The sequence below is a fragment of the Polyangiaceae bacterium genome, assembly GCA_020633205.1.
GTDB lineage: Bacteria > Myxococcota_A > Polyangia > Polyangiales > Polyangiaceae > JAHBVY01.
Window position 1 is genome coordinate 143,824 of the sequence record JACKEB010000011.1, and the last position, 24,878, is coordinate 168,701.

Here is a 24,878-nt window from a genome sequence, read left to right on the forward strand (position 1 = left end):
CCCGCAAACGCGAGCCTCGCGCTGAAGTCGACGGAGGAGAAGGGTGCTGACTAGAAGCAAGTGATCTTCTGATCGTCGCCCCCGTCGTAGCCAAAGAAGAGCATGGGATCGAGCTCGACGGCGATGCCAATGGAGATGGCGTTGCATGGCACAGATGGGTCGCCGTTCTGGCCATCGTCACGAATGTCCGCTGCCGCTCGAATCTGGGCTGCGATTGAGTCGAAGGTCGAGCCATCGCACAGCGCGAGATCGAATCCGCCGGCTGCCTGCCGGAAGGACTCGATGAGCTCTTCCGTGCGGATCACGCCGGCGAGCATGACGTTGGAGAGCTGCTCCGTTGCCGGATCGATGTCCGCGATCAGGCGGGTCTTACGCACCTTGACGATGAGATCCGTATCCACGATGGGGAGATGCAGCTCCCAGAAACCGCTGCCGGAGAGCTCGAGCTCGCCTTGGAAGGTTCCTCCCATCAGCTCGCAGCGCGGCACGCCGTTGGGGTAGCCGTTTTCGTAGGCCCACCAAGGCTCCGACAGCTGGTAGCCGGTGCCGCGAGTGTGCGCTCGGCCGATGCTGCCCGCGACGTCGGAACCCGTCAAGTGAGGGCTCAGAACGATAGCTAACGAACGACCGCGATCGATGCTGTACTGGAGGTCGTCACTCAATGTGGGCTGGAGCGCAAGCAGCAGCTGCATGATGTTGGCACCAAAGCTGTTGTCGATACCCCCGAGGCCGTCGGTCTTCACCGCCGAAGGATTCGCTCCAGGCAACAATTGGCAGTGGTTCGTGGAGTTCCCGTCAGAGCTGAGGCCGTCGATGTCTGCGCCCAAATATTTCCACGCGGATGAATTTGGGTCGCCGTTCGGATCCCGATCTCCCAGCTCGATGCGGTGTACGACGAAGCCCTCCCCGACGACCGACACCGATCCGGCGACGCCCCCAACGCCTCCCCAGCTCGTGCCACCAGATCCGCTGCCAGTGCCGGCAACGCCGGAACCAGCAACGCCGGAGCCGCCTACGTTCCCAACGCCCCCGCCGTAGCCTCCGACGCCGTTTCCTCCGTTGGCGCCGTTGCCCCAGGTTCCCCCTTCCGGGCTACCGCCACCAAAGCCGCCGTTCACTGCGGGGCTTCCGCCCCAGGGTCCCGACATGTCTCCGGCGGTTCCACCGCTCTCTTCCGAGTCACCGGTCGCTTTCCCACACGAAAAGACGGTACACGCGGCAAAGGTGAGCAAGGCGCTACGCTTCCATACGGATCGGGCGAACATGCTACTAGGATAGCCTATGGTCTGAGCTTCCAGAGCACCCACGCGCAAACACGAGCGTTGGGGTCCCCGCATGTGTGTCGAGCTGGGACTGGGTGCGCCGAACCGTGCCGATCTGGCGCGCTCAGGCGCCGATGTGCCGCCTCAGGGCAGCGATGCGGTGAGTGCACGCCCTTGAGGGCCCAACTTGGCACGTTTTGCCTCGGCTTTGGCTGTGCCGTTCGCCGTGGCGGGATCCATCACCAGCACGACAACCCCGTCGAGAACGGCTAGATCGCCGGCCTTCTTGATGTGCATGCCGCCTTCCAAGGAATAGTAGCCTTTCGCGGAGAACGCCTGCCGACTCCCTCGAGCGAGCAGCCAGCCCTCCTTCAGCTCCCGCGCGGTAGCGAAGGACCTGGCCGGCTCGTCTCCCGCATAGGGCGCGGGGTCATGCAGGACCAGCACGTTAGGATCCGCGAGGAAATGCTCATCGACGCCGGCCGCGATCACCGTCAACCAGTGGCCCCCGGTTCGCTGCAGCACCTTCGAGCGGGGCACTGGCGTGTACCAACCGACGTGGATGAACGCCACGCCACCCTGCTTTAGCGCCTCGGCGATCCAGGGTAACTGCGGCTTGCGCACCCCGGTGCTGAACGCCTTTTGGTGTCCCCGCCAGCCCTGATATTCGAGGCGCTGGTAGCGGTAGCCGTGACGCTTGACGAAGCGGTGTAGCCCGCGCAACACGCCGACGGGGCCGGTGCCGCTCCAACGGCTGGTACCCATGAATGGTGCAGCGCTGATCTCCCGCACGAGCTCCAGCTGGCGCTCATGGATCCGCTCCGGTAGATCATTCCCTGCGGAAGCATCCACAGCACCTGGTGCCTCAGCGGCCGCGGGAAGCAGTTCCGGGTAGCCGTGCTGGCTCAGCCAAACCAAGCCATTCGAAACCGCGACCGGGCCGCAGTGTGAGTTTCCGCCTCCGGCGACGCCGAGCGCGGGATCCGTCTGCGTGAGATCTGGCAACACGGGCCAGGTCTCTCGAGGCTCCTGGATTTGGGGGGGAGGGGACGCTTGCTCGACCTCCCCGGCTCCTGTCCCTGCGCGCGTTGGCGCTGCCTGCTTTGAATCGGGCGCGTCGGACGGCGCTCCAGCGACGTCTGGCTGCGACGTCGCTGGGAGGCCCAGAGCAGCGGGCATCCCCAACACCGACAGACCGCCACACAGGCAGAGCACTGAACCGATGCTAACAGGCCAAAACCACTTCAAGACCGCTCTCCCGAGCGACGCGCAGGCGTCGCCGCCGTCTCTTAGCACAAGGCGCTCGGAGGCGACCAATCCCCGGTGTGAGCGATGCGTACGAGGCCCCCGGCTAGATCAAGACTCGAACGATACACACCACCACCAGCAGCCCGAGCGACCCAAAGATCAACTGGCCGCCGCGCCGGTACGCGACTTCGTCGAACGCAAACATCGCCCTCGCCCACAGCTCGAGTTCGACCGCTGCGTCGTAGACTCGCTCGCTCTGCTCTCGGATCGGACGTAGCTGGGCTTCCTCGACGGCAAGGTTACCCGGAGTTCGTAGCACCTGCCGCCCGACTTCAGTCAGGGCCTGAATGACTTCAGCCTGAGCCTCGTTCAGGCCACGGGTTCGCAAGCTGGTCTGCTTGCGGAAGGCGTCGCTCAGCTGCTTGCGTTCTTTCGCTAGCTGGCCTCGCTCCCGCTCCAGCGTTTCCATGCGGTGAAGCGCCTCACGCAGCGGTCGCTCGCGCTGCTCCAGCTCTTGACGAAGTTGTTGTACGCCGGGAGTTTCCTCCGCGATCCGTTGCTGGAGCTCTTGAGCGCGTTGAGCGAGGGCCGCCGGATCCGCTGGGCTAACGCCTTCGGCCGCCCTGCTGATCACTTCGTTGGTCGACCGCAGTTCGATGTGCAGGCGCTTGAACGCGATTTCGGCGCGCTTGTACTGGTCTCTAGATCGGGATGCCTCGTGGTCGAGGGCACCAATCTGCTGACGCAGGCCCTCTTGTTCGACCTGAAGATCGATGTCGCGCTGGTCGAGTAGCCCGCACTTCTCTTGGAACTCCTGCTCCACCGCGGCGTAGGCATTGCTGCGCTCTCCGGCGCGCTGCTCGACATCGTAGAGTGGCTGTAACAGCCGTGATGTCGACCGGTCTTGCTCGATCTCGACGCGCAGGGTGTCTGCGAACTCTGCCAGAGCGCGATCGCGTTGTGTTTCGAGTGAGACTAAGCGGTGCTCCGCCAGACGGATCTTGCTCTTCAGTTCGCGTCGGCGCAGAAACACTCGCCAGGCATACGCTGGAGCCGTGAGCCAGCCTTTCGGGGCCTCGCCGAAGTCTGCGGCAACCTCCACGTCTACCTGGTCAATGGGTAGCTCGTTCGGCGCCGGTGTATCTCCGCGCGGATATTCTCTTGGCAAAGCCGACAAGGAATTTTGACGGGGCCGGCCGTGTACCCCAGACTGACTAGGCCGTGAGGGATACTCTCCGGAGCGATCCGCTTCCGGTTCCAGATCCGGGCTGAGCAAAGCGAGCGGCTGGGCACCCCGGGGACTGGCGGAAGCGCCTCATCGAAGTCACCGAAGTCCAGATTGCTGCCGTAGTTGGCGAAGGATCCGCTGCGGGGTTGGAAGGCCCTTGGCCTCCGAGCTCCAAGTTGCTCGCCGCACCGGGTTCCAGCGTGAGCTCGTTGCCGTAGCCCATGCCGCCGATCATCCCGCCTGGTGCGTCGTTCAGGTCGAGCTTGCCACCGCTCTCCCCACCGAAGAAGTCGGCGTCGAACGTGCCCGCACCGAAGAGGTCTTGGGGGTCCCCACTTGGATTTCCTTGTGGATTCGGGCGTGACTGGCGTGGACCCGAGGCTGGGGTGCGCGCGAACAGATCGAGTTCCGGTACACCGGAGGTTGACCCAGGGTTCTGCGGCCACTTCCCACCCATAACCTCACGAGCATAGCTTAGGACTGGGCGCCTCGCCGATTATTCCATGCGTTTGATTCCGTGCTGAAAACCGATTTCAGTATGTTTGTCAGTTGCGGCGTTCGGTCAGTCGCGGCGTTCGGTCGGCTGCAGCGCTGTTCAGGCTGCAGTGTTGTCCAGGCTGCAGTGTTGTCCAGGCTGCAGTGTTGTCCAGGCTGCAGTGTTGTCCAGGCTGCAGTGTTGTCCAGGCTGCAGCGTTGGTCAGGTGCGGTGTCTATTGGCGGCGCTGTCTATTGGCGGCGCTGTCACACATTGTCTGTTGGTGTGCGCTTTGACATCCGTGGGGAAAGAAGCGGTCATCGTCCCGGCGCATCGATCGCGGTCGCGCCGGAGTCTTTGGGTGCAAATTTAAGCTGCGTCGGGGCCCGCTGAGTGTGCGTCTGCCGTCCGTTTGGCGTGTTGGCTGAGCTCACGATGGAAGGAGCAAAACGCCGACTCCTCGGGCCAGCTGGGGGCGTTTTTCAGAAGCGCCTGCGCATGCTGTCGATCGCCATGTTCAATCCGGGCGATAGCCGCCGCATAGCGAAGTGCCCAGTGCAGAACTGGCGTATCTCGTGAGGCGCGCTCCAGGCGCTCGGCATCGCCGGCCTGGCTCTGACGCGCGAAGGCCCGTGCTAGGGCACTCAGTGCACCGCGCAGCTCGCTCACCCGCTTCCCCAGTGAAGCGTTGCTTGACGGGAGGGGTAGCGCCTCGAGCTCGCGTGCTTTGGTCAGGGCAGCCTCGCGCTCCCCCTCGAAAGCATCCAGCATGGTCTCGAGAAGTAGCCGGTGCTCGAATGCCGCCTCCCAGGCGGGGCCCCGGGTGGCTCTTCGAAGCATGCCGCGTGCGCGCTCAAGGTGGCCAGACGCAGCGAGCGCCGTTGCTGCCATGAGCGGTACCAACGTCGACGCATGAGGCAGTCCCTCGAGGGTCGGTCCCCATAGCTCGAGGACGGCGTCTGGGTCCCCAGCCGTCAGCGTCTTGATCACTCTGCGGCGTCTGAGCAGATGCAAGGTCGCCATGCAGATCCCCGCCGCGGCGATCAGCCCAGCGATCCACGGAGAGCGCAGCGAGAGGTGCGCGCCCAGTGCGACGCAGGCTGCAGAAGCCACGAACCAAAGCCGACTTCGCCAGGTGGGTTGGAGACCGGGACCGATCACGATGTTGGGGCTCTACGGACTAGGGGTGCGATCATGATGGCCTGGGTTATTGAAGTGTCTTCGGTCGGCAGCGAAGCCTCGAAGATTCTTGCCTCGAACCTCAATGCTTGGGCGCTTGGTGCGCAGAGTCAAACGCTGGGCCGATTTGCCCCAGGCAGCTGCATCACGCGCAATGTGGGCCCGAATCGCCCAAACTCGCCGCTCCTGCACCGCTTTTGCCCAACCCGTGAGCGAGAGCGACTGGACAAGCTCCGGCTCGCGTTGTACCTGACTCGCGGCCCGCCAACAGCGCACCTCGAACCCCGCCAGGCCCGGAAGGGAGCAACGGTAGAGGAAAGCGGGTGTGGTGGGCCACTTTGCTTTTGTGGCCTCCGCGGCCTGAGCCTCGTCTCGATAGCAGCCCGAGGGCAGCGGAGACGGGATACTAGTTCAGCAGGCTGTCGTCGCGGCGTGCTCCACAGCTGATCAGCCCGCACACCTTCGCCACCCGCGCGCTGGTATCCAGGGTCTCCAGGATGTCCTGGCGGTCGTTTCCGTCGGGTACCAGCGCGGCCGCTAAGTAGTCTGCTAGCTCACCCGGTGCGAGGTCGTCCCCGCCTTCAAGTCCTAGGGCGGCCAGGTCGACCCCGCCGCCGCTACCAGCGGGGCGAGCGAGCCGTAACGACGAGATGAGCGCCGCTAGATCGGTCGCTGGGTGCTTCGACGGCAGGCTCTGGAGAAGTGTCGCTCTTGCCCTGCGGTAGGGGCCGTCAAAGGGCAGCTCCTGCAGTCGTACGCGGCCCACTCCTCGGAGCAAGATGTTGAAGCGGCCACCAGGTAGGCGCTGCGAGCGCACAATTTCCCCGACTCCTGCGATGCGGGCAAGCGTTGGGTGCCCATGACGATCCACAGGCTCCGAGCTGGTGATCTGTACGATCCCCATGATCTGAGAACCGCTGAGGCAGTCCTCGGTGAGCTTGCGATAGCGTGGCTCGAAGACATGCAACGGCAGCAGTACTCCTGGGAAGAGCACCACTTCTGGTAGCGGAAAGAGCCCAAGCTCCTCTAGCGCACCCGCAAGGCGATCGCTGATCGGGCCGCGATCGCTGATCGGTCCTTCAGCGCTCATCGGTCCCTCAGCGCCAGGTTGAGCAGCGCCACGCCTTCCATCGTCTTTAGTTCGCCCGCGCGGGCCCAAGAGTCTACCTGCGCAAGATGCTCTCGACTGCCGCGGGCAGAAAGGCAGCTATGCCGCAGGCTCAAGCGGCAACAAGCGCCGCGAGCTCCGGCGTCCGTCATCAAGCTCTGGACGACGCGTTCCCCAATCGTTTCCTGGAGTGTCAGGCGTTCGGCGAAAGCCTGCACGAGCCGAGCCAGCGTGCCGATACCCAACACATGCCTGCCAGGCAGGTAGGCGACAAGCGCCTCTCCCAGCGCGGGCATCAGGTGATGCGGGCAAACCGTTGCCACGCGGATCTGATTGACGATGACCAGGTCTTCGTCGCCGTTGGCGGGGCTGAGGGCTTCGCTGACCAGTTGCCTCGCATCGACCCCATAGCCGCGCAACAGCTCGTCGGCGAACGCGCTAGTGACGCGCTCTGGTGTGCCCTCCAGCTCGGTGTCGCGCGCGGGGTCGTGCCCCAGCGCTTGCAGAAAGTCTCGTATGGCTAGCTGGGCCCGCTCGCGATCGATGGTCATGGGTCAATTCAAGAGCAGCGCTCGCTCCCGGCGACCCAACGTGCGTCGTCCAGCGTAGCCTGCGTTCAGCTCGTGATAGTAGCCGAGGGAGTCCTCCCCGTAGCGCCAACACAACCAGACCAGACGACCTTCGATATTTCCGTAGAAATCCAGGAGCCCGATTCTGGGATCCTTGACGAAAGCGCCCATCGCTTCGATTTCGCTCCAGCCCGCCTCGTAGCGACTCATGCGCTGACGCAAGTCCTGCTTCATGGAAGCGACGCTGCCTGAGTCGCTGGAATCCAACGCCAGCGACTTCGGTTCGTAACCCAGCTGCTCCGACAGCTCGGCCACCAAGCGTTCGATCTCACTGCGGGCGATCAACAAGTCTCCAACCTTGGAACTCAAGGATGGGATCAGGTTGTCCACCTCCTGCACCGTGAACACCCGCTGTTGTCCCCGTACCGTTTGCCCTGTCGTGCCCATCGCCACCACCTAGAGATTGTGTGGGTCCGTGCGGACAGCCCCACCGCCTCCGATCGTTCCCCCGAGCGGAACCTTGAGCCTTGCGCGGCTTTTCTTTCGAGTCGAGACGCTTTGCGAGTTGCCGCGCGTTCTGGTGGCAAGCTCTCTCACACCGGAGCTAGCCGTGCTCTGCTGAGCTACATCGGCGTCTTCTGGCTCTCGCGTTGTTGTGTACGCCTCGATCCTTATTCTGCGCCGCTGCTGTTTATTCTGCGCCGCTGTTTATTCTGCGCCGCTGTTTATTCTGCGCCGCTGTTTATTCTGCGCCGCTGTTTATTCTGCGCCGCTGTTTATTCTGCGCCCGCGCATCGAAGGGCTACACCCCTTTGAACTTAAAGTATCTGAATGACGCGCGACGAGGCGCGTTCCGCCTCACAGAATCAACGGGCAAGTAGCCCCCACACTCACTTGAGCCGAGTGCACCCATGGGTCGCCCCCCGGGACCGCTGGGGTGGGGACTCGTGGCGGGTTTTTTCAAACCTCGCGTCGCGTGAGGCGTTCTTGTTGCTGGCCTCGCGTCCGGTTTTCGAACGGAATCTCGCAGCCCTTGGTTGGGTTGGTACATCCGACCGCAAGACCGCGGATCGTTTTTCAATACAGAAACCCGTCCGCGCGACCCGACTAGTTTCGGTCGATAGACCAAACGACGCTGACGGCTTTGGGCAGCGAAGTCTGATCGGTCATCACGCTGCAGTTCCGGCAGCCGTCGGGGTACAGGTTGTTGCCCGTACACTTCTGACATTCCTGGAGCACACCCTGGGACGCTTCCAGGTCGTCACGCAGGCGCGTGAGGATGTCGATGCGCTCCGTGAGGCGAACGATTTGCCCTTGGAGGCGGTCCAGAGCATCTCGGGACGCACTGGAGCCGTTCGTCGCCCGCTGCTTGACCTCCAACAGATCGCGGATCTCCTCCAAGCTCAGACCAGCCGCGCGCAGCTCGCTCACCAATTCGAGCTTTCTGAGTTCGCTTTGAGCGAACAGCCGATGTCCCCCATCGGTGCGCTGAGTTGGGTGGAGAATGTTCGCTTCCTCATAGAAGCGCACGGTACGCAACGTGTTGTTGGAGAGCCGAGCCATGTCGCCGGTGGTCAGCAGACCATCCCGTCGCGCGCCATTGCCGCCGTCCACTCCCCGATTGTTGTCGTCAGCCACGCGCGCTTCCTCCGCTGCTCAAGCCTATGGAGTGCCTTGGGAACGGTCAAGCAACGCCCGGACGATGCTCCTCTCCCCCAAACCCGAAGCCGCCAACGGCGCTCGCCCGGAATGCGCAGAGTCTTCGGGGAGCCGCCCGAGCAGCTCAAACTCTGCGGAAAGTCTGGGTTTGCGGCCAGATTTCGGCGTCAGAAAGCGGGCCAGAGGATGATCGCGACCTTGGTCAGGAAGAAGTCCGCGATCAGGATCGAGATGGAGATCACCACGACCGTGCGCGTGGTGCTGTCTCCAACGCCTGCGGTCCCGCCCCGAGTCGTCATCCCGAAGTGACACCCGACCAAAGCGATGATGGCGCCGAAAAACGGCGTCTTGAACATTCCGCTGAGGAAGTCCTTCATGCCGACAGTGCCGAGGGCGCTGCGCAGGAAGAAGTCCGCCGGGATGTTGAACTCGATGTCAGTTATCAGCATCGCGCCGCTGAATCCGAGCACGAGCGCGAGCGCCGCGAGGATCGGCATCACGATGATGGACGCCGCGAGCCGGGGCCACACCAGCTTCTTCAGCGGATCCGCGCCCAGCGCCCGCACGGCGTCGAGCTGCTCCGTCACGGCCATGGATCCGAGCTCCGCCGCCATCCCAGCGCCGATTCGGCCGCCCACGATCACGGCAGTCAGCGTTGGCGCGAGCTCGCGGGAGAAGCTCAGGCCTACGACCCGGCCGGTGTACTCCATGCCGCCGAACTTCTGCAGACCGAAGGCGAACTGCACGCTCATCACCATGCCGATGAAGACGCTCGTGACGACGACGATCCCCAGGGAAGCAACGCCCAGGCTCTCGAGCTGGCGCACGAACTCTTTGAACTCCAGAGGGCGGCGCACCGATGCGCGCAACGTCCCCGCGGTCATCTGGGAGAGCCGACCCAGATGACTGATGAAGCCCAAGGCGCGCGCCTGCATCTGCTCGCCAGCCTTGGGCTCAGGCGGTGGCAGGAACGATCTGCGGCTCTGCGGCTCCTCCTCGGCGACGGACATCAGGGCCTTCGCGTGTGGAAGCCAGCCACGAAGCGATCGAAATCTGATCGCGACCGGACGTCTCCGCCCTCGGGGCTGATGTGAACGAAGTCGTAGACGCAGTTGTTCTTCTTCATCACGTAGACGATGAAGTGCTTGGGTACGCCGTCGAGCTTCGCAGTTATTTCCGTGCGTAAAACAGCACGTCCGTCGAGCATGCTCTCCTCTTGGCTGAGCACTTCGCGTTCCGTGAAGGTCAGGAAGAGGTGATGAGTGAGGGCGGTGAGCGGGACATCATCACCGTCTTCCCCACAGCGACCGCTCACGGCGATTGTTGTCTGTGCGCCTTCGTCGCGGAAACTGACTAACGCATGGCTCGCGTCGATGGTCTCCCAATTGCTCGGCACATCTCGCACCTCGAAACTGAGCTCGTCGCTCTCGTACACTCGACCGTTGAAGCTCGGGCCACCACAGGCGCTCGCCAACAGTGCAAAAGCTAGCAGCCATGCGCACTTGGCTCGCCCAAGGCGGGCGGTCTTGGGTTCCGTGGCTGCCCAGCGCATCGTCCGGGGTTTATCATCCCCCGGCGCTGATGCCGTTTGCTTCGGCGGGTCCAGGGTGGCTTTTTTCGAGTGAGGCGAAGCGCTTCATTCGGGCAAGGCTGTAAGGCGCCGACGTTTCTGAGTTGGAACCCAACACGCGCGCTCGCCAAGGACGTCGAGCGGACCTAGATTGACGAGGCCCCATGTTGCCCATCCGCGACATCAACCCGACGCGCACTACGCCTTACCTGACGTACGCGTTCATCGCCTTGAATATCCTCGTATTTTTGGGGGAGAGCGGGCTGGCGATGCTCGGGGTGCAAGGGCTCGGATTCAGCTTTGGGGTGGTTCCAGCGCGGTTCGTCGCCAACCCGCTGCTCGAGGCGCCGACCATCCTGAGCTCGATGTTCTTTCACGCGAGCTTCGGCCACCTCGCGGGCAACATGCTGTTCCTCTACATCTTCGGGGACAACATCGAGGACGCCCTGGGTAAGCCGAGGTTCGCGCTGTTTTACCTGCTCAGCGGGATCGCTGGCGCCTTGGCACAGGTGCTCATCGATCCCACCAGCCAGATCCCGATGGTCGGCGCGTCCGGGGCGATCGCTGGCGTGCTGGGCGCCTACTTGGTGCTCTTCCCCCGCGCGAAGGTGCTGATCCTCAACACCATCCCACCGCTCTGGTTCATCCTGGGTTTCACCTTCTTCGCTCCCGCCTGGCTGGTGCTCGGATTCTGGTTCTTGGTGCAAAACGTGATGCCCGCGCTGGGTGAGCTCGCTGGCTTCGGAGGCTCCCAAGTGGCGTTCTTCGCGCACCTGGGCGGTTTCATCCTGGGCTTGCTGTTGATCCGCCCGCTGAGCTGGGGCCGCAGTCTGGCCCGCGTGGAGCGCTGGGAAGGTTGGCGACGCCCCGCGATTCAGAAGCAACCGTTCGCTACCCCGCGGCAATCGAACCAGCGCGTGCGTGTCGTCGATGTCACGCCAGGACGCTTCGACGGACGCTGGGGCGAGTAGCGGCGATCAGACGCCGATGAACAGGCGGTGCGCGAAGTTGCGCTCGAGCTTGGCACGCAGCACTTTGTCCGCCGCAGTCTCGATATCGTACTCAATGCGCTTGAACTCGAAGCGCTTTTTTTCCGTATCGAAAACCGTGAAGCTGGCGCGGTTGTCGTAGTCGCGGGGCTGTCCGACGGAACCGACGCTGACGATGTACTTGCGATCGGGAGACAGCTCGAAGTCGACGGGAGGTAGCTCCTCCACGCTGCTCTGAGTCAACGCGAACACCTTGCACAGGTGGGAGTGGCCGATCAGCGTGATGTGGCCCAGCTCGTCGAAGATGGGCAGACACTCACGAGCTTGCTCGGGCGCGAAGATGTACTCGAACTCCTCCAGGCGCACGGGGGAGCCGTGGCAGAGGTGCACGCCGATGTCGTCGAGCTTCACCGAGTACGGCAGCTGCCGCAGCCAGTCCATGTTCTCTTCGGAGAGCATGGAGGCATGGGTGTCCAGTGCCTGGCGCGCGGCCTCGTAGTAGTACGAGTAGTCCATGCGTCCCGCGACCGCTGCGTCGTGGTTCCCCAAGATGGTCGCCTTGGCGGTCTCACGCACCATGTTGGAGCACTCGTTGGGGGAGCCTCCATAGCCAACCGTGTCTCCAAGGCAGTAGTACTCGTCAATGTTCTCATGACGGTATGCCTCGAAGACCGCGCTGAGCGCTTCGTAGTTGGCGTGCGTGTCGCTGAAGATGCCGATGCGCATCGTGGGTGAAGCCTCAGAGTAGCATGAGGGGCCGAGGTTACGTGCCGGAACTTTCTATCGAATGGACCTCGCGAGGGCGCAAGCCTGTTTTTGAGGGTTTCCGACTTCTCTCTTTCCGACTTCTCCGTTTTCCTGACGTTTCTCCACCGCGGCATGTGGACAGGTTCGATTTGAGCCACGCCGCAGCCACGACAGCCAGTGGCCGTGAAGCTCCACTGCCACTGCTGCGGCGAGGGTTGCTTGGCTAGCGGGGTGCTGGCAGGAATAGCGCCGTGAGCCACGACGACGTGCCCTTCCCTCCAGCGGAAGAAGAAACCGATAGCCAAGATCTCGCGATTGGAGCGCCGGAGAGCATCATCGAACTCTCCCTGGCCGCGGCACGTTTCGTACACGGCGCGGTCGGGATCGAAATCGACCAAACGTCGGACACGCTATCTCTGGTGGACCACTACCTGGTCGAGGCTCGTGGAACTCTGGAGGAGCGTCCAGAGCTCGTGCCGCTCATCACTCGCAGCGTGGGGGCGTATTTCGGTGAGGTCATCCGACCGCTGCTGAATGGTTTCTGGATCGTGCCGAGCGACGACGTGCACGGCTGGTTGGTCTGTTCTCACGATGTGTTCCTGTCGCTGAACCCCGTGGGTGCCGTGTACGACGCGCTCTACGGGCATCGCGATCATGACGGCCCCAGCTCCGAGCTCAGGCTGGATCGAGAAGACGCCGCGCTGGTCGATCAGCGGCTCTCTCTCTTGCCCGAGGTCCGCGAAGAGGACTTCCACCTGCTGACCACGCGCTTCGACGTGGTCGAGATCGCCGTCTCGGCTCTACGTGAGGCGGCTTCGCGCGATGGGCATCAGGAAGTTCGCTTCGAGCTGGACGACTACCTGACCACTTCCTGAAGTATTTCCTGGAGGAAAATTAGGGCGTAGCCCCGGCGTCTGGGTTGACCTCTTCTGAGCCGAGAAGCACGCGCGCAGGCAGTGCCACCTTGCTGGAGGGGGTCACGTTGGCGCCAAGGAAGTCGCGCCAGCCAAGCATGTAGTAGCTCTTCGCTGGGCCGATGATGTAGGTCTGGCTCAGAGGCTCGACCCAGGCAACGGGTACGCCGTCGAGCATGACATAGCGCAGACCCTCGCTATGGTTCACCGCCCGCAGCCCCTCGCCGGGTGCATCGGGTCCCGGGGAAATCCCCTCGCCTTCTGAACGCCGCATGGCGCTCAGGTCCTTCTGTGTCAGCAGGATACCCGTTGTTTGAGGCGGTAGCTCACTTGGTTTGACCAGCGCGCCCGCCGGGGGGACGCGCATGTCGCTCACCGGTAGATCCGTGCGCCGAGTGAGACTCTTTACGCTCAGGCTGATACCGCCCCTTGGCTTCCAGGAGAACTGCGCGGCGACGGGCACCAGCCCTGCCTCGCACACTTCCGAGTTTGGATCTGCAGCGACTAGTTCCACGAGGAAACGACAGAAGAGCTTGCCGCTGGTCGTGCCTTGTACCCGGGCTTGCTCGATGTTCAGCGTACCAAACGTCGTGGCTACGGCGGCTTTGGTGGTTTCGAAGCCGAGCTTGTTTCCTTTGCCCTTCGCCGTGACCTTGCCTTTGATCAGCGGCGTTGCGTCCGCTCGGCGTTCTGCGAAGAGTGCGCGCATTCCGCCGGGAGGAACCCCGCGGTAGGCGCGTCGGTTTGGCCAAACCACGACATGACCAAGGCGCTCCAGGCGACTGCGGATCTCAGTCGTTGGCGGCAGCGGGAACACCACGCTGTCCAAGCCGATTCGCATCCGACCAGCGTTGGCCAGATCGACAGTCATGCGCGGCGTGGTCTTGTCTCGCAGGGTCTCGATGGCTTCGGCGTTGGCCGCCATGCCGGAGGGTGATTTGTCCGCGTTGTCCCAGGCCCACTCAACCGCCAACGTGAGGCCGCCTGAGTCACGGAACGTGATGTCGTCTCCGGCGAGGGCTTCGTCCGCGCGTAGCGGTGTTGGAGGGGGCGGCCCCGCGTCGGGAATGATCAGGCGCCCAGCTGAATCCGCGGGGATGCCGACCACACCGCCGTCGAACGGCTTTGGCGTTAGCTCCGGCCGCAGCTCGGGTTCACCGCTCGCCAGGGGCGCGGGCTTGATGCTGGCGTTCGGGCTGGTTCCCTTACCCGTCGGTTCCGGCTGGCTCTCCTCGCATCCAACGCAGAGTCCCAGCGCCAGCCAGGCGAGGAGCAAGGCGCGGCTCGAGGACGCTAGGTTGGGCGCTTCGGTGATCATCCCAGGCGGAAGTCTTTGATGACCCTCACCCCTTGCGCGAGCGCCGGCGGGTTCGGGGCGTGTTGGGTCAGGAGCAGGTAGTGCGTTGCCTCGGGGAAAAACTCGTGGAAGACGTTGCAGTTGCCCGGCTCGTTGTCGAACGTCGCCACTACGTGCCCGATGCGCTTGAACTCAGGCGTGACCGCGCGCTTGAAGTCCAAGTCAGGCGTCTCGAAATCGGGCTTCAGCACCAGCTCCGTGCCCGGCACACCAACGGGGAAGCCGCGATCGCGCAGGCTGGCTAGGCTGCCAAGCGCCATATTGGGCAGGTCACGGCCCGTGAAGTAGGCGAGGTTGCCGCCCGCCTCGTAGCACGCGCGCGCGAACTCGACGGCGCCGGAAAGGGGCACGTCGTGCAGCAGCGTGTCGTCGCGAAAGAACCGCTGCTTCCAGACTTCGAGTGCCTCGCCGACCAGCGCTTCATCAACGCCGCGTTCGCGCAACGCATCGGTGACCAAATAGCCGAGCTGGGAAGGGTCCAGGCTGTGAATCGCCTCGACAGCCTTGGGGTGAGCCGCGGCCCAGTGGTCCGCGGCCTCCCGCAGGATAGCGACCGTGCGTGGGCGATTGTCGAGCAACGTGCCATCCAGATCGAAGACGACCACTGCGCGCTGCTGGCCACTGCGGAGCGCCTTGCACTGATCGATGATTGTTTGGAGTTCCTTGCTCTGATCGGCGAGCGTGAGGGCAGTGAACATCTAAGCTCCTTCGGGGCGGCCACGGCCGATCAACTGCGAAGCAGTGAGGCCACGAGCGGCACAGTACTCGGCAATGCCGAGGCGAATCTTGTTAGCGGCCAATGGATCCGAGAAGTTCGCCGTTCCGACCTGAACGGCGCTGGCGCCGGCCAGCATGAACTCTACGGCGTCTTCTGTGGTGAACACTCCGCCGATGCCGATCACCGGGATCTTCAAGGCGCCCACCAGGTCCCACACGATGCGCAGCGCGATGGGGCGCAGCGCTGGGCCGCTCAAGCCGCCTGTACGGTTCGCCAGGCGCACGCGCCCGGTGCTCGTATCGATCGACATGCCGCGGATCGTGTTGATGGCTGTCACCGCGTCAGCGCCTGCGTCTTCACAGGCTTTCGCCACCCCAACGATGTCCCCCGCTTCGGGGCTCATCTTGACCCACAGCGGTAGCTTGGTGGCGGCTTTGCAGGCCGCTGTCACCTGCGCGGCGAGCTTCGGGTCGCGACCGAATTCGATGCCACCCTTGCTGACGTTTGGACAGCTGACGTTCAGTTCGATCGCGGCGACGCCGGTCTCCGACTCCAGGCGTTCGGTGATCGCGACGAAGTCCTCCACCGAGCTTGCGAAGATATTCGCTACGACGGTCACGCCGCGCTCTCGCAAGACGGGGAGTTTTTCCTTGCAGAAAAATTCGACACCGACGTTTGCGAGCCCGATGGCGTTCAACATGCCCGCGGGTGTCTCGCAGATGCGCTCCGGCGGATTTCCGTACCGGGGCTCGCGGCTCAGCCCCTTGGTGCAGATGCCACCAAGCGTCGCCACGTCGTAGAAATCGTCGTATTCGAGCCCGTAGCCGAACGTGCCCGACGCGGTGAGCACCGGGTTCTGCAGGGTGAGCCCGCCGATTTGGATGCGCTGGTCGCTCATCGCTCACCTCGCTCGACGCGACGTGGAGCATGGTTGCCCTCACCCCAATCGATACTGGTGGCGTCGATGCACGGACCGTCAGTGCATGCGTAGAGGTAGCCACCGCCGGCGCGCTTGACTGGACAACCGAGGCAAACACCGTAGCCGCAGGCCATGGGTGTCTCCAGGGAGGCGATGCAGCGGATGCCCTTGGCTGCGCAGAGCTCAGCCACCGCTGCCATCATGCGGTCGGGTCCGCAGGTGAAGACCTCGACGTCGTCGCTCAAGAGTTCGGGCAGCGGGAGTGTCACGCGGCCAGCGGCGCCGCGCGAGCCGTCTTCCGTGGTGATGTACAGCTCGCTGACGTCCGCAAGCTCCTCGTTCAGCGGCAAATCGCGATGGGAGCGACCGCCATATACGGCGATCGGCTTCTCGCCGGCGGAGCTGAGCTCGCGCGCGAGATACAAAAGCGGGGCGACTCCGACGCCGCCGGCTACCAGTAGCGGTCGTTTCCCGGGGGATACAGCTGGCCAAGTGTTCCCGAGGGGGCCCAGGATTTCGAAGGGCTCACCCGGAATGGCTCGAGCCATGCGGATCGTGCCTTCGCCGAACACCTTGATCAAGATTGAGGGGCGGTTGCCTCCGGTGAGAAAGCTCATGGGGCGCGGCAACAGGGGAGCGTCTCCCCACTCGGCGCCACGCACCATCGCGAACTGGCCGGGCAACGCTTCCATGCCTTCCGGCAGGTCGAAGGTCAGCACGTGGTAGGCGTTCCCCATGCTGTCACGCCGCAACAGCGGCGCGGTGACTTGGCGCCGCGGCGTGCGGCTCTTGGTGAGGCTCGAGGGGTCGGGCATTGTAGAGGTCAGGCGCTGAGGTTGATCTCGTCGCGGCCTGGTTGGACTTCACCGGACTCGGGGTCGAGGGTCACCATCATCTCGACGGCGTCCTCTCCTGAGTCAGCGTAGTAGCCGCGCCGGACTCCGATGGCACAAAAGCCGTTGGAGCGATAGAGCCGGATCGCCGCCGCGTTGGATCGACGCACCTCTAGCACGATCAGGCGGGCCCGCATCTGCGCGGCGAAGTCGAGGAGGGTCACCATCAGCGCTTGCCCGACCCCTTGGCGTTGCAAGCGCTGGCGCGTCGCGATGTTGATCAGGTGCACCTCGTCCGCCACCGCCCAAGCCAACAGGAAGCCTGCCACCTCATCGGGGTTGGCGCGCGCCACCCAAACGTGGGCAACGTCTCGGGTTAGCTCGTCGGCTTCCACCGGGGTCGCTGCCTCCGCGGCAATCTCCAGCACGGCGCTGTGGTCTGCGGGAGTGAGGCGGCTGATCTGCATTGCCGCTCAGGGTCTCCAAGCTCGCTGCGGACTGCAACCGGGTTCTAGCGCGCGGACTAGTTCTGCGCGCAGCTGTCTCCTTTGGTGCAGCTGACTTTGGTCTCCTTCGCGCGGGTAGGCTCAGCGCTGGGAGTTACTGGGAGGAATGCTCGATGCGGAGCCGCTGGCAACGACTTGGGCGCGCAAGGCCACGACAGGGCCGTGGAGCACGAGCGCGAGTTGACCACCGCGTCGCAGCACCGCGCCTGAGTACGGCCCGCGGCGGGCGATGCGCGGTGGCACTGGGTGGATGTTCACAGTCTCCACTGGGAGCACGCGGCTCACCGCAAGGTAGACTGGCGTCAAGCCAGCGATGTCCAGCTCGATGGCGGTGGGGAGGGGCTTCTTGCTGGCGGGTAGTCCGAGACAACGCCCGAGGGATATCGCTCCGATGCGTTCGGAGTTCCTCACCACCCGGCGCGCGTACATCACGGGCAGCGCGAAGCAGTGTTCGTCGTGGGTCAACCACACGGTATCGATCATGCCGCTCTCCGCGGGCAGCTCGATCAACGCTCGCGCCCCGTTTGGCTCGCGGCTCGTGAGGTGCAAGGTGCCGCCGAGTTTCGTCAGCACCGCCTCCGCCATCGGCAGCCCAACCCCTCGCCCCGCGAACGCATCCGGATGTTGCCGCGTGGATACGAATGGCGTCAGCGCTGCGCTGGCGGGGTCCACACTCTCGGCTCCGGGCACCAGCGCTTGCAGCCCCTGGGCATCGAAGCCGCGCCCGTCGTCCTCGACACTCAGCCGGAGCCAGCCCCCGACGCGGCTCGCGGTGAGCCACAGCTGGCCGCGCCCGTCGTCAGGGAAAGCGTGGGTGATCGCGTTGCGGACCAACTGCAGCGTCGGGTCCAACAAGCGCTCAGCCAGGCGGCGATCGATGGGTAAGTCACCGCCTTTGAGCAGCACCCGCACTTGTTTGCCTTGTTGCTCCGCCAGTTCGAGCGCCGCCGACTCCAGGCGCCCCAGCAGCCAGCGCAGACTCGTACGGCGGAGCCCGGTCAGGTCCCCGCGAGTGCTGGTTGTTTCTGCGCGGATACGATCGCTGCTGGCTCGCATCGCTTGCACGCCGCGGGCCGCCCAACCTGAAGACGTACCGAGCCCACGGGCAACTTGCTCGACCAGCCGCAGCGCCGCCTCCGGCGCACCCCAAGGGCGGGGCGGCCCGATCATGCGCAGCGCGTCGTTCAAGGTTTCCCGCTGCTGGCGGGAGCGGGCACCGAACTGAGCGGCGAGATCTGCGGCGCGATTCAGGTCGTCGTGGACTTGCTCGAGGCGCTGGAGTCGATCGAGCAGCGCGTCCAGCGCCTGCTCTGGAACCTGGATGCTGCCTTGTCCGGGCTCCGAAAGCGGCGGCGGCTGACCCTTGCTGCTCGGCGGGCTGCTCTCTGGAGTCGTCCGCGCGAGGCGTGCGAGCGTTGCCAGGGCGCGCCGGGGGTCGTCGAGCAGTGCCGCGAGCACCGCGCGGTGCCGGGCGACCTCCACCAGCAGTTGCTTCTCTCGCTCCAGGTTGCCGCGGCTATTCAGGATGTGCTCCTCGAGGCCGTGGCAATACCAGGTGGTTACATTGTCGCCCTCGGCGCTCGCGGCGCTCTTCAGGCTGTGCACCACGCGGTACACCTCATCCAGGGCGCGCGGCTCTAGGCGGGGCGCTGCGAGCAATGCGTCGAGAGCCGAGATGCGCTCGCGCATCGCCTCCAGGTACTCCACTCGAGACGGCTTCGAGAGCGGCCCAAGCCCAAACGGCGGCGCAGGCCACTGAGTAGCAAACGCCGACTGACCCGTGCTCAAGCGCACCGCCGCTTGGCTGAGCACTTCGCGCACCATCTGGGTGGCCGCGTTTTCACCCGCGCGAAGTCTGCCGCCTAGCTGGTTCAGCACCAGCGCTAGCTCTGACTCCCCTGCCATCGCCGCGGAGCCTCGTAGGGCGTGGAGCACGCTGCGAGCCTGAGCCGGATCGTCACTCGCGTGGGGCAACCGGCGACCGATCTCCGTCGCCAAGAGCTTCCTCAGTTCGATGACTTCGCCGTCGCTCACGCTGGTATTTCCGTGCGGTTTCTAAGGCTCGTTTCGGCTCAGGCTCTTCAGCACCTGCTTGAGCTCGGAGATGGCTGGCAGCAGAGGCTCGAGCGCGCTGGCCGCGGAGCTCTTGCTCGTCAGTTGAGTCAGTGAGGAGAGCAGACCCTCGGCGTGCCTTGCCGCCGCGGCAACGTGCTTGGCAAGCTCGGGATCTGTGCCAGTGACTTTTTGGACCCGGCGACCCAGCTCCTGGACGTCGTCGTTCATTTGTCGCCCCGCCGCCTGCGCGCTCAAGAGTTCATTGGCGATGTCTTGGGCGTGGGCTTGCGCCTGCTCCAGGTCTGCCAGGGCGTCTTCGCGTTCCGAGTCCAAATGGATGATCTGCGCGCCGTAGCCTTCGGCTGCCTCGAGGCCGCGCTCCACCAGCGCGCGAACTTCTTCCGCGACCAGGAGTAGCGGAGTACCCGCGGGCTCGCCCAGGCGCGCACCTTCGAGGCCAGCGTTGAACGCGATCAACTTGATGCGCTCGAGGGCGTCCTTGATCGGCGCTGCGCTGGACTTCAGCTCCCGCAGGCGCTCGTTCGTGCGGTGTAGGTGCTGGCGCACGCCGTCGAGCGCGCTGCGCTGCTGGGTTGCTTTGGCGCCTGCTCCGCCGAGCAAGCTCAGGGTGCGGCTGGTGCTTTGAACCAGGGCGTCGTGTTGCTCGAAGAGCTGGGCGTCGTCGATAGCGCTGCTCTTCTTCGACTCCCGGCGGCGACTGGCGCTGGCCATCAGGCTCATCAAGCCATCGACTAGCGTTCCGCCTTTTTGGGCTTTGAACATCGGCTTCTCCCGGGACCATCCAGAGTGCGCCTACAGCCTACTCCAATGCGTCCATCAGTTGGGCCAGGTCGAGCGCTTCCACCGACTGGCCTCCAAACTCCACGTGGGATGCGTCCAGGCGCTCGAAGGCACCGCTCGCCAGGACCTTCACGCCACTGATCGCGACACTCTCGGTGGGGCCATCTGCGGGTGCTGGGTCCACACTGGATGTCACGCTCTCCCACAGCTCACACAGGACAAGCTCCGCGGCGGTGCCAGCGGTCGACTCGCCCAGCGCCACTACGGGAATGACCTGGCCCGTGACCAGCGCCATGCCAAGCCGTGAGTTTGGGAGCGCCGAGACGGTCACGCCGCTCACTACTCGCTGTGCGATCCGCGCGGATAAGAACGCCGACTGCTGAGTGCGAGCGATCTGCAGCACCAAGCCGTAAGCCTTGCCACGCGGCGTGGTCTGGTCAGGTTCGGCTCTTCCTTGCATGGTCCCCGGTGGTCAGGTCGCGCCGTCCGGTGCCGCCGGGGCGGCTGTGCGGGCCGGCTCTAGCCTTCGATGCGCACCAGCCGGGAGTTTACGAACTGGTAGAGGATCTTGCATACGTCGAAGGAGCTCGCGTGCACCTCGGCGACGATCTCGCGCACCGTGCGCTCGCCATCGATCGCGGCGAGCACAGTGGCTTCGAGCTTCGTCAGCTCACCCTGCTTGCCCATGCGCTCGATGGCCATCGGATCTTGGTACAGCACGTTCTCGAAGTCGAAGCTGCCTTCGATGAGCCGCCACTCGTCGACGCGGCGGAAGCCTTCCATCACGATTGCTCCAGTGGGCAGGCCCAAATCCGCGGCTCTCGCGGCCTCTGACAGGTCATCCAGCTTGAAGCTGAAGCGACCGGAGTTCCAGCGCACGACCTCGTAGATCAGCTCACTGGCTTGACGAATCAGGCCCTTCTTCAGCTGCTCTTCATTGATCAGCCCGCGCTCGATCATCGCCTGACCAATCATCGTGCGCACGAGCGAGCCCGACTGGGACCCAGACGGGGGACTCTGCTCCAGGTACTCGGTGAGCTGTGCCTCTTTCAGCGCGCCGTCTTGCACCAGGTAGCGACCGACGCGGAACTCACCATGAAGCCCCGCCGAGGTAGCCAAGCAGAGGTGACCCTCTTTGATGTAGAGCAAGATGCTCGCGCCCTTGCGCGTCCGTACCGTGAGGCTGCCGGTCTGGCGCTGGAGTGAGAGCAGCTGAAGGATTTCCGCGATGGAAATGACCGACACATTGCCGGTAAGCGCATCTGCGTTCTGACTCGTCTCCAGCAAGCCACCGAGCGTTTGACCCAGTTGAATCACCGTGTCTGGGGTCAGCATGCGCTGAAACGCCATCTGATAGCTGCGATCGTCTCCGCCAGGCGGCAGCAACTCGGGTCGCAGAATGTCAGCGAGTGCGTCGGCGAAGTCCATTGCCACGCGGACACGATTGACCCCACCCGACTGGGTCCAGGAGAGCGAGCTCGGGCGAATGCTGTCGACGACGTCGTCCTCTTCCAGCATCGTCTCGGCGTCAGGTACCGGACGCGCGCGACCTTCCTTGTGCTTGTGGATTGCCCCTTCAACGACTGCGATCAGGCCGCGCGCATCGAAGGGCTTCGTGATCGCGTCGATGGCGCCGGTTTGCTGGACGAACTGGCCGCGGATCTTGTCGCCCTTGGCGCTCATCAGCACCACGGGTAGGTTCCTGATCTCCTGCTTGGCGCGCAGCTCTCGGCAGAACTGATAGCCGTTCATGCGCGGCATCACGAAGTCGAGCAGGATCAGATCGAACTCGGGGTCGCGCTCCAGCTCTTCGAGCGCGTACTGACCATCCTTGGCCTCCACCGGCTTGAACGCGTTGCGCTCAAGGATCGAGCTGACGACTTTGCGAATCGTCGAGCTGTCATCCACTACCAAGATACGGCCGCCCATGAGGCGCCCGAGCGTAGACGAAAAGCTGCCGCTTTGAAGCCCGCATTGGGCACAAGGTTCCCGAAAGCGGGCGGCCGCTCAGACCCGTGCGCGAAACAAACAACGCGATGCGCCACCGTTTGCGTTGCCCCCCATTGGCTACGCGACGTGTGGAGCCGGATTGCGATCACACGCGCTAGGCGCGTGAAAGCTTTCGGTGCGCATGCTCCGCCGCATAGGATGCGCTGCGATGGCGGGTTCGAAGGTCCACCCAGCGGCTTTGTGGCTGCCCATCGTCGTTGGCTTGGTGCTCGCCTTGGGTTGGGTGGCGTTGCGCAAACCCTCACCCCCAAACCCAGAAACCGACGGAGCTGGAACTGCCGCTCCAGAGGGATCGGCGACCAACCAAGAGGCGGAGCAGCCGTCGACGGCAGTGACCCATGAGGGTTGGGAGGCGCCTTCCAATCCTCCTTTGCCGCCGCCCGAGGACACCAGCCGGCAATGGGACTCCGAGCAGCTGCCAGAGCCCGACGACTTGAGCCCAGCAGCACCCGCTTCAATGAAGCGCGCCCAGGGGCTACTCAAGGAAAAGCAGTTTGCCCGGGCGCGTGGCGAGGCGATGGCTTGTTTGAAGGTGGACCCTAGCAATAAGGCCTGCCAGCGCGTTCGTGTGCACAGCTACACGCAGCAGTATCCGATGGGTGAGACCAGGAACATCCTCGGCTGGTGCTTGTCAGCGTTCAGCTCAGACTTGGACTGTTTGCGCGCTCTGCGTGAGTTCCATGCCGCCAAGGGACAACGAGTCGAAGCCTCGGGGATTTCCGCAGAGATTCGTGAGCGCTTTCCCGACGAGGAGCTCGAGATGCAGCCGCTGCCTGAGTCGCGGCCCGCGGACTAGTCAGCCGGCGTCGTCGAAGGGCTTCTCTGCTGGCGGCGGGTCTGCGATCTCACGCACCTCGATTTCGCCGCCTTGAGAGACGCTTGGGCACTCGCCCGCCAAGCGCGCTGCTTCGCCAATGTTCGCGGCACGCAGGATCAGCACGCCGATGATCAGGTCGCGACTGTCGGCGAACGGGCCGTCAATCACCAAGCGATCCGCGCTCTTGCGCACCCGACAGCGATTGTCGTGGATCAGGAACTCGTGCATGGCCAAGCGCCCATCGGCGGTGAGCTTCTGACACCACTCGACGAGACGCGTGGCTAAGCGTTCCCTGGCTTCTGCCTGGCTAAGCCTCAGGTCTCCCTGACGCAGCAGTAGCAAGTAGCTCTTCATCGCGCGGAGAGAGCATCTGCAGTGTGAGCCTGAGGTGCAAGCGCTATAAGGACGGGAGAATGAAAGGCTGGGTCGACGAGAGCGCGCTGGAACGCCAGGCGGAGATGTTCACATCGCGGCTTCGCAAGCGTTTTCGGCACCTCTCACCGCGTTTCAAGCGTCGTGGAATCGAGGCCTTTCGGGTGTACGACTGGGACATTCCGGAGATCCGCGCAACGCTGGACTGGTACGCCGGTCACTTGGTCATCGCCGAGTACGTGCGGGAGCAGACCGCAGGCATCCCCTGGCTCGAACGCATGGCTGAAGCAGCGGGCGAGGCGCTGCTCGGAGAAGTCCCCGAGGCGGAACGCGACGCCCGGCTGCATCTCAAGCGTCGAACCACGGGCAAGCGAGGTCACCGCTACGGGCGGCTGAGTCCAAAAGGTTTCGAGCTCGAAGTGCGCGAGGGCGACCAGCGCTTCTGGGTGGACCTAGAGAGCTTCGTCGACACGGGGCTGTTCCTCGATCACCGCGAGACGCGCGCCTTCGTTGGCAAAGCGTTGGAAGAGCGGGCCGGGGGGGGACCAGCGCCGCGCTTCCTCAACCTCTACGCATACACTGGCAGCTTCAGCGTCTACGCGGCGCGGGCCGGTGCGGAGACGACGACCGTCGATCTCTCCGGGCGTTATCTCGAGTGGGCTCGCAAGAACTTCGAGCTGAACGCCTTGGACACCTCTCGCCATCGTTTCCTCGAGGAAGATACTGCGAAGTTCATTTCGGGGGTGAGGGAGCGCCGCCAGCGTTGGGACTACATCGTGGTCGATCCGCCGAGCTTCTCCTCTGTGGGCAACGTCAATCACACGGATTTCGACGTGCAGCGCGATCACCCGAAGCTGCTCGGCGCCGTCGCCGATCTGCTCGCGCCGGGGGGCAGCATCTTGTTTTCCACCAACCATCAACGCTTCGAACCAGCCTTCGAGTCGCTGTCAGGGCGCTTGCAGATCCGCGAGATCACGAGCCAGGTGCAGGCTGAAGACTTCTCCCGCCGCGCAGCACACCGCTGCTTCGTGCTGACTGTCTAGCTTCGATCTGCTGGGTCGATGGGTAGCGCCAGCTGCAAGCGCGCGAACCTCACACCCTCCTCGAAGGAGGAGACGATTCGCTTGGGGTACGCCGGTGGACTCAGCCAGGTGACTGCGGTGACCAGACCTCGAGCGACGGGTGATTCCGTAACGACCGCCACCCCCGCACAGAGTTTCGCATCGTACGGGGCACGTCGCTTCTCGCTTTCGGCGAATAGCCGTCGCTGGGTCGCTGTCGTGCTGAGCAACGGTCCGAGCTTTGCGATCCACGCGTAGGGCGACTTCTGAGCCTCGGTAAACGCCTGGACTACGTCCAGGTACGCTGCGAGCTGCGCGTCGGTATCGATGTGGGGAACTGCGGCTACGAAGATCCGTTCATCCACCTGACCCAGCCAAGGATGAATGGAGAGCGGTCTCCACGCGCCGTGATCCGTAGGTTGCGAGAGCGCTTGCATCACACCTCTTGGAACGGACCGCTCGGCCAGGAACTGAAGCTAGT

General features: G+C 64.1%; 27 protein-coding genes and 1 other RNA gene. 5 read left to right on the forward strand and 23 right to left on the reverse strand.

Annotated features, from left to right (window positions below; translation table 11 throughout):
- Positions 1–50: 50 nt before the first annotated feature.
- From H6718_07270 to H6718_07290, 5 genes are all read right to left on the reverse strand, one after another.
- Positions 51–1,265: a hypothetical protein gene (locus tag H6718_07270; GenBank protein MCB9585181.1), complete on the reverse strand. Its 1,215-nt coding sequence runs from the start codon at positions 1,263–1,265 to the stop codon at positions 51–53.
- Between the two features lie 141 nt (positions 1,266–1,406).
- The gene (locus H6718_07275; GenBank protein ID MCB9585182.1) at positions 1,407–2,510 is read right to left on the reverse strand and encodes a hypothetical protein; all 1,104 of its coding nucleotides are present in this window, start codon (positions 2,508–2,510) and stop codon (positions 1,407–1,409) included.
- Between the two features lie 103 nt (positions 2,511–2,613).
- Positions 2,614–3,612 carry a hypothetical protein gene (locus H6718_07280; protein ID MCB9585183.1) on the reverse strand — a complete coding sequence of 333 codons (999 nt, stop codon included), beginning with the start codon at positions 3,610–3,612 and terminating at the stop codon, positions 2,614–2,616.
- A gap of 112 nt (positions 3,613–3,724) precedes the next feature.
- Positions 3,725–4,195 carry a hypothetical protein gene (locus H6718_07285; protein ID MCB9585184.1) on the reverse strand — a complete coding sequence of 157 codons (471 nt, stop codon included), beginning with the start codon at positions 4,193–4,195 and terminating at the stop codon, positions 3,725–3,727.
- A 387-nt stretch (positions 4,196–4,582) separates the two neighbouring features.
- Positions 4,583–5,326, reverse strand: a complete 744-nt coding sequence (locus tag H6718_07290) for a hypothetical protein (protein ID MCB9585185.1) — start codon at positions 5,324–5,326, stop codon at positions 4,583–4,585.
- 319 nt (positions 5,327–5,645) lie between these two features.
- On the opposite strand from H6718_07290, the gene ffs reads away from it, so the two are divergent.
- Positions 5,646–5,735: signal recognition particle sRNA small type (ffs, locus tag H6718_07295), an RNA gene on the forward strand.
- A gap of 63 nt (positions 5,736–5,798) precedes the next feature.
- On the opposite strand, the gene H6718_07300 is transcribed toward ffs, so the two are convergent.
- The 6 genes from H6718_07300 to H6718_07325 all read right to left on the reverse strand — a co-directional run bounded on the left by H6718_07300 (position 5,799) and on the right by H6718_07325 (position 10,280).
- On the reverse strand, positions 5,799–6,482 hold the full coding sequence (locus tag H6718_07300) for an LON peptidase substrate-binding domain-containing protein (protein ID MCB9585186.1): 684 nt from the start codon (positions 6,480–6,482) through the stop codon (positions 5,799–5,801).
- Positions 6,479–7,051, reverse strand: a complete 573-nt coding sequence (locus tag H6718_07305) for a GTP cyclohydrolase I (GenBank protein ID MCB9585187.1) — start codon at positions 7,049–7,051, stop codon at positions 6,479–6,481. The genes H6718_07300 and H6718_07305 overlap by 4 nt, the downstream gene beginning before the upstream one ends.
- A 3-nt stretch (positions 7,052–7,054) precedes the next feature.
- Complete coding sequence (locus H6718_07310) at positions 7,055–7,516, reverse strand: DUF2203 domain-containing protein (GenBank protein ID MCB9585188.1); 462 nt, start codon at positions 7,514–7,516, stop codon at positions 7,055–7,057.
- 660 nt (positions 7,517–8,176) lie between these two features.
- Positions 8,177–8,707: a MerR family transcriptional regulator gene (locus H6718_07315; GenBank protein MCB9585189.1), complete on the reverse strand. Its 531-nt coding sequence runs from the start codon at positions 8,705–8,707 to the stop codon at positions 8,177–8,179.
- Between the two features lie 188 nt (positions 8,708–8,895).
- Positions 8,896–9,738 (reverse strand): ABC transporter permease, encoded by an 843-nt coding sequence (locus tag H6718_07320; protein MCB9585190.1) that lies wholly within the window; start codon positions 9,736–9,738, stop codon positions 8,896–8,898.
- Positions 9,738–10,280, reverse strand: a complete 543-nt coding sequence (locus tag H6718_07325) for a hypothetical protein (GenBank protein MCB9585191.1) — start codon at positions 10,278–10,280, stop codon at positions 9,738–9,740. Before H6718_07325 ends, H6718_07320 begins: the two co-directional genes overlap by 1 nt.
- Before the next feature lie 182 nt (positions 10,281–10,462).
- Here H6718_07325 and H6718_07330 point away from each other — a divergent pair, with 182 nt between their 5' ends.
- Positions 10,463–11,269: a rhomboid family intramembrane serine protease gene (locus H6718_07330; protein MCB9585192.1), complete on the forward strand. Its 807-nt coding sequence runs from the start codon at positions 10,463–10,465 to the stop codon at positions 11,267–11,269.
- Between the two features lie 6 nt (positions 11,270–11,275).
- Here H6718_07330 and H6718_07335 read toward each other — a convergent pair whose 3' ends face one another.
- Positions 11,276–12,013, reverse strand: coding sequence for a metallophosphoesterase family protein (locus tag H6718_07335; GenBank protein ID MCB9585193.1), 738 nt, complete (start codon positions 12,011–12,013; stop codon positions 11,276–11,278).
- 272 nt (positions 12,014–12,285) lie between these two features.
- On the opposite strand from H6718_07335, the gene H6718_07340 reads away from it, so the two are divergent.
- Positions 12,286–12,909: a hypothetical protein gene (locus tag H6718_07340; GenBank protein ID MCB9585194.1), complete on the forward strand. Its 624-nt coding sequence runs from the start codon at positions 12,286–12,288 to the stop codon at positions 12,907–12,909.
- A gap of 19 nt (positions 12,910–12,928) precedes the next feature.
- Here H6718_07340 and H6718_07345 read toward each other — a convergent pair whose 3' ends face one another.
- The 9 genes from H6718_07345 to H6718_07385 form a co-directional block, all read right to left on the reverse strand.
- Positions 12,929–14,266: a hypothetical protein gene (locus tag H6718_07345; protein MCB9585195.1), complete on the reverse strand. Its 1,338-nt coding sequence runs from the start codon at positions 14,264–14,266 to the stop codon at positions 12,929–12,931.
- Positions 14,263–15,003, reverse strand: coding sequence for an HAD family hydrolase (locus H6718_07350; GenBank protein ID MCB9585196.1), 741 nt, complete (start codon positions 15,001–15,003; stop codon positions 14,263–14,265). The genes H6718_07345 and H6718_07350 overlap by 4 nt, the downstream gene beginning before the upstream one ends.
- Positions 15,004–15,921 carry a dihydroorotate dehydrogenase gene (locus tag H6718_07355; protein MCB9585197.1) on the reverse strand — a complete coding sequence of 306 codons (918 nt, stop codon included), beginning with the start codon at positions 15,919–15,921 and terminating at the stop codon, positions 15,004–15,006.
- Complete coding sequence (locus H6718_07360; GenBank protein ID MCB9585198.1) at positions 15,918–16,757, reverse strand: dihydroorotate dehydrogenase electron transfer subunit; 840 nt, start codon at positions 16,755–16,757, stop codon at positions 15,918–15,920. The genes H6718_07355 and H6718_07360 overlap by 4 nt, the downstream gene beginning before the upstream one ends.
- Positions 16,758–16,765: 8 nt before the next feature.
- Entirely contained in the window at positions 16,766–17,242 is a 477-nt protein-coding gene (gene rimI / locus H6718_07365; GenBank protein MCB9585199.1) for a ribosomal protein S18-alanine N-acetyltransferase, read from the reverse strand.
- A 120-nt stretch (positions 17,243–17,362) separates the two neighbouring features.
- Complete coding sequence (locus H6718_07370; GenBank protein MCB9585200.1) at positions 17,363–19,315, reverse strand: Hpt domain-containing protein; 1,953 nt, start codon at positions 19,313–19,315, stop codon at positions 17,363–17,365.
- A 21-nt stretch (positions 19,316–19,336) separates the two neighbouring features.
- Complete coding sequence (locus tag H6718_07375; protein MCB9585201.1) at positions 19,337–20,119, reverse strand: hypothetical protein; 783 nt, start codon at positions 20,117–20,119, stop codon at positions 19,337–19,339.
- Positions 20,120–20,156: 37 nt separating this feature from the next.
- Positions 20,157–20,597 (reverse strand): hypothetical protein, encoded by a 441-nt coding sequence (locus H6718_07380; protein MCB9585202.1) that lies wholly within the window; start codon positions 20,595–20,597, stop codon positions 20,157–20,159.
- A gap of 59 nt (positions 20,598–20,656) precedes the next feature.
- Positions 20,657–22,066 (reverse strand): response regulator, encoded by a 1,410-nt coding sequence (locus tag H6718_07385; protein MCB9585203.1) that lies wholly within the window; start codon positions 22,064–22,066, stop codon positions 20,657–20,659.
- Between the two features lie 229 nt (positions 22,067–22,295).
- Here H6718_07385 and H6718_07390 point away from each other — a divergent pair, with 229 nt between their 5' ends.
- A complete protein-coding gene (locus H6718_07390) occupies positions 22,296–22,943 on the forward strand; it encodes a hypothetical protein (protein MCB9585204.1) in 648 nt (215 codons plus the stop codon).
- Here the strand turns inward: H6718_07390 and H6718_07395 are convergent, their stop codons facing one another.
- Positions 22,944–23,318, reverse strand: coding sequence for a hypothetical protein (locus H6718_07395; protein ID MCB9585205.1), 375 nt, complete (start codon positions 23,316–23,318; stop codon positions 22,944–22,946).
- Between the two features lie 59 nt (positions 23,319–23,377).
- Between H6718_07395 and H6718_07400 the strand changes: the two genes are divergently transcribed.
- A complete protein-coding gene (locus H6718_07400; GenBank protein MCB9585206.1) occupies positions 23,378–24,379 on the forward strand; it encodes a class I SAM-dependent methyltransferase in 1,002 nt (333 codons plus the stop codon).
- On the opposite strand, the gene H6718_07405 is transcribed toward H6718_07400, so the two are convergent.
- Positions 24,376–24,834, reverse strand: a complete 459-nt coding sequence (locus H6718_07405; GenBank protein MCB9585207.1) for a hypothetical protein — start codon at positions 24,832–24,834, stop codon at positions 24,376–24,378. The genes H6718_07400 and H6718_07405 overlap by 4 nt on opposite strands.
- Between the last annotated feature and the right edge of the window lie 44 nt (positions 24,835–24,878).

Excerpts from the sequence above, each read along its gene's own strand:
- H6718_07355 (MCB9585197.1), bottom strand. The coding sequence starts at position 15,921 with ATGAGCGACCAGCGCATCCAAATCGGCGGGCTCACCCTGCAGAACCCG.
- H6718_07345 (MCB9585195.1), bottom strand. The coding sequence starts at position 14,266 with ATGATCACCGAAGCGCCCAACCTAGCGTCCTCGAGCCGCGCCTTGCTC.
- H6718_07400 (MCB9585206.1), top strand. The coding sequence starts at position 23,378 with ATGAAAGGCTGGGTCGACGAGAGCGCGCTGGAACGCCAGGCGGAGATG.
- H6718_07335 (MCB9585193.1), bottom strand. The coding sequence starts at position 12,013 with ATGCGCATCGGCATCTTCAGCGACACGCACGCCAACTACGAAGCGCTC.
- H6718_07405 (MCB9585207.1), bottom strand. The coding sequence starts at position 24,834 with ATGCAAGCGCTCTCGCAACCTACGGATCACGGCGCGTGGAGACCGCTC.
- H6718_07270 (MCB9585181.1), bottom strand. The coding sequence starts at position 1,265 with ATGTTCGCCCGATCCGTATGGAAGCGTAGCGCCTTGCTCACCTTTGCC.
- H6718_07300 (MCB9585186.1), bottom strand. The coding sequence starts at position 6,482 with ATGAGCGCTGAAGGACCGATCAGCGATCGCGGCCCGATCAGCGATCGC.
- H6718_07390 (MCB9585204.1), top strand. The coding sequence starts at position 22,296 with ATGGCGGGTTCGAAGGTCCACCCAGCGGCTTTGTGGCTGCCCATCGTC.
- H6718_07285 (MCB9585184.1), bottom strand. The coding sequence starts at position 4,195 with ATGGGTGGGAAGTGGCCGCAGAACCCTGGGTCAACCTCCGGTGTACCG.
- rimI (MCB9585199.1), bottom strand. The coding sequence starts at position 17,242 with ATGCAGATCAGCCGCCTCACTCCCGCAGACCACAGCGCCGTGCTGGAG.
- H6718_07360 (MCB9585198.1), bottom strand. The coding sequence starts at position 16,757 with ATGCCCGACCCCTCGAGCCTCACCAAGAGCCGCACGCCGCGGCGCCAA.
- H6718_07380 (MCB9585202.1), bottom strand. The coding sequence starts at position 20,597 with ATGCAAGGAAGAGCCGAACCTGACCAGACCACGCCGCGTGGCAAGGCT.
- H6718_07350 (MCB9585196.1), bottom strand. The coding sequence starts at position 15,003 with ATGTTCACTGCCCTCACGCTCGCCGATCAGAGCAAGGAACTCCAAACA.
- H6718_07310 (MCB9585188.1), bottom strand. The coding sequence starts at position 7,516 with ATGGGCACGACAGGGCAAACGGTACGGGGACAACAGCGGGTGTTCACG.
- H6718_07330 (MCB9585192.1), top strand. The coding sequence starts at position 10,463 with ATGTTGCCCATCCGCGACATCAACCCGACGCGCACTACGCCTTACCTG.
- H6718_07305 (MCB9585187.1), bottom strand. The coding sequence starts at position 7,051 with ATGACCATCGATCGCGAGCGGGCCCAGCTAGCCATACGAGACTTTCTG.
- H6718_07385 (MCB9585203.1), bottom strand. The coding sequence starts at position 22,066 with ATGGGCGGCCGTATCTTGGTAGTGGATGACAGCTCGACGATTCGCAAA.
- H6718_07320 (MCB9585190.1), bottom strand. The coding sequence starts at position 9,738 with ATGTCCGTCGCCGAGGAGGAGCCGCAGAGCCGCAGATCGTTCCTGCCA.
- H6718_07395 (MCB9585205.1), bottom strand. The coding sequence starts at position 23,318 with ATGAAGAGCTACTTGCTACTGCTGCGTCAGGGAGACCTGAGGCTTAGC.
- H6718_07325 (MCB9585191.1), bottom strand. The coding sequence starts at position 10,280 with ATGCGCTGGGCAGCCACGGAACCCAAGACCGCCCGCCTTGGGCGAGCC.
- H6718_07375 (MCB9585201.1), bottom strand. The coding sequence starts at position 20,119 with ATGTTCAAAGCCCAAAAAGGCGGAACGCTAGTCGATGGCTTGATGAGC.